This is a genomic window from Acetivibrio ethanolgignens (assembly GCF_001461035.1).
Classification (GTDB): domain Bacteria; phylum Bacillota; class Clostridia; order Lachnospirales; family Lachnospiraceae; genus Velocimicrobium; species Velocimicrobium ethanolgignens.
The window spans coordinates 1-2,610 of the sequence record NZ_LNAM01000053.1 but is presented as its reverse complement, the minus strand read 5'-3'; the positions used below and the strand labels follow the sequence as shown (position 1 = coordinate 2,610).

The 2,610-nt window shown below is 44.8% G+C and carries 2 protein-coding genes; both read right to left on the bottom strand.

Annotated elements, in window-relative coordinates:
- Positions 1-94 precede the first annotated feature (94 nt).
- On the bottom strand, positions 95-832 hold the full coding sequence (locus ASU35_RS03720) for an ATP-binding protein (protein WP_058351718.1): 738 nt from the start codon (positions 830-832) through the stop codon (positions 95-97).
- Positions 832-2,454 (bottom strand): IS21 family transposase, encoded by a 1,623-nt coding sequence (istA, locus tag ASU35_RS19120; protein ID WP_147525357.1) that lies wholly within the window; start codon positions 2,452-2,454, stop codon positions 832-834. The genes ASU35_RS03720 and istA overlap by 1 nt, the downstream gene beginning before the upstream one ends.
- Between the last annotated feature and the right edge of the window lie 156 nt (positions 2,455-2,610).

The window sequence follows — 2,610 nt, the reverse complement described above, 5'->3', positions numbered from 1 at the left end:
TGCAGTTTGCGCCCGTCGGCGGTCGCAAATGCGTTTCACAGCGGCCATTCTGCGGAGCAAAACGGCCGCCCATATTTGATTAACTGATTCCCACTTATCGTGGATTGATCTTGATAGTGTAATGTTTGGTAGCTCGCTTCATGATAGAATTCGCCGATACTTCATCGTTGAGAATCATTGCTTTCCAGTTATCCGGATCGCGCTGAGAGCACACGATAGTGCTCTTTCTCTGCTCATTCCGTTTCTCAAGCAGTTCGAAAAGGATCTTGATTTCACGCTCATCTGTAATCGTGTGGAGCAGGAAGTCATCCAGAATGATCAGTTCCCACTTCAGATACTTTTTCATCTTGCGAGCGTATTTATCGTAATCCTGCTCTTTTAGAGCGACCATACTTTCCAAAAGTTCTTCACTATGGAAATATCCAACGTTATACCGATTACAGGCCTTGATGCCAATCGCTTTAGCGAGATAAGATTTACCGGCATCGGATTCACCGAGAATGCAAAGATTATAGCCTCTTTCAATGAAATCCAGAGAAGACAGAACCTCTGTTATTCCGGAAGGCAGGTATTCTCTTTTGTCAGAGTCAACACAATCGGATAACTCTTCAGGGGATCCTTTCAGATGAGCTGCTGTCAGTCGATTTTTAAACGTCATACTGATCTTTTCCTGAAATTGTGGGCCAATCAGTTCCGCAATCAGAGTAAGGCGATCCATTTCCAGAAATCCTGGTTTGTGATACAGATCATCCAGAGTAGCTGCCATTGTAGAAAGTTTGAGCTCGTTCAATTCATCTACAAGCTCATTGATGAGTGCAGTTCCGGTAAGCATCAGTCGTCCACCTCCTCTCGCATTTGGTCCGCAAGGGCTTTACTGCGGGATAAAAGAGTATCAATGCTGGAAGCTTCCGGTGGCATTACATATCCGCCACGAGCTGGCTCTTTCTTTGATGGAGTCGAATGACGGTATCCTGCTTCACCGAGATCGTCTGCAACAACGGAAATCGTATTCTTGATGAATGTATATTTTTGCTTATTCAGGGTGATTGCCTGTTTGCAACACTCTTCAAGCGCTTTATTACTGTATTTCTTGGTGAAGTTCAGAATCCCCAGGCACATGCGGTATGTCTGGACTTCATATGGTCTGGACTTAAGAATCGTACGGATAATAGTCTCTGTATTCTTGCCAACAAGTTGAGCTTTCTGGATAAAGTAAGGCCCGTTCCACTGTGTAAATCCTTTATAGTTGTCCGGCAGATGCTCTGGATTCGTTGACCACTGACCCTTACGAGCCGCTCTTGGCCATTCATAAAGGAATTCTCCGGAGAGAGAATAAATGCGAACAACGGTTGATGAAGCCTTAATAGATACTTTTTTATGCAGAAATGCTTTATCTACGCTATAATAAGCATTGTCGAAGCGTACGTGGAAGTCGCTTGATACTTTTGCCGTTTTTCTCTCCATGTACTCGTAATGCATGGAGGGAAGTGGCATCAATTCAAGTTTCTCCTCTTCCCAATAGTAGTATCTATTGTGTTCTTTCTTCTTGAAGGGCTCCTTATTCAGGGCCTCCAGTTCTTTCCAGAGATCCTTATTAAACTGTTCTAAAGAGAAATACTGTCGTTCTTCAAGCTTGTGGAAGAAGCCTTTCTCCAGAATACCGACTGCATTTTCTACAGAACTTTTGAACTTCGGCTTCCGGACTTTCGCTGGAAGGATGACCGTGCCATAATGGTCTGCCCAGTCGGCATAATCCTTGTTCAGTTCCGGCTCGATCCAGTCCTGGTTGACGATAACAGCCTGCTTGCAATTATCGCAGACTACTAATGCGGGTACACCACCGAAGTAATCCAGTGCATGGTTATTGACTTCAATCCACTGCGGTTCCTTTGTGGAAAGCATTCCTTCTGCATAGATGTATTGAGAATACGGAAGAATGGCGACAAACACGACGATGGTCAGGATCTCACCTGTAAGCGGATCTGTCATAGCAAAGGTCTGGCCCGCGAAGTCAACTTCCATCTTTTGAGCAATTACAGCATCGAAGTGGGCAGTCTCGTAATTCTCCTCGCACCACTTGTTGTAGAGTTCGCAGTATTGACGGTACTGGTAGAAGCGTTTTCCTTCTTCCGAACACTTCTTAGAGTATCTGTTCCATAAGAAAACCAATGTCATGTTTTTGCGAGTTGCCATGAGCTTGGCATCCGTTTCGTAATCAGGATACTCGATGTTTTCATTGCGTCCACCCGATCCCGGAATGGATCCATACACGATCTCTGCAATTCCATAATTCGTAATGCCGGGCGGTAAAGGATAAGAAAGAGACTCACATTTCTCAAATGCTCTTAAGAAGTCATTTACTCCTGATTTGCTTGCACCCAGCTGTCTGGCGATTTCGCTTCCGGATAAAGAAAGCGCGTAGTGTTTGATAATGATGTTTTTGTAATCCAGCATGCATTATCCTCCTGTAATAAATGTATTTTCATCCAAAGGATGAATACATCTATTATCGCGGAGACTGCGACATCAAGCAAAGGCTAACCGACCGTTCAGCTTCGCATTTCGGCCGTTTTGCTCCGCAAATCCGGCCGATGGGGTGCGCCATATGCA

What these genes read in the sequence shown, in the direction of transcription:
- ASU35_RS03720 (WP_058351718.1), bottom strand. Translation starts at nt 832, where the DNA reads ATGCTTACCGGAACTGCACTCATCAATGAGCTTGTAGATGAATTGAAC.
- istA (WP_147525357.1), bottom strand. Translation starts at nt 2,454, where the DNA reads ATGCTGGATTACAAAAACATCATTATCAAACACTACGCGCTTTCTTTA.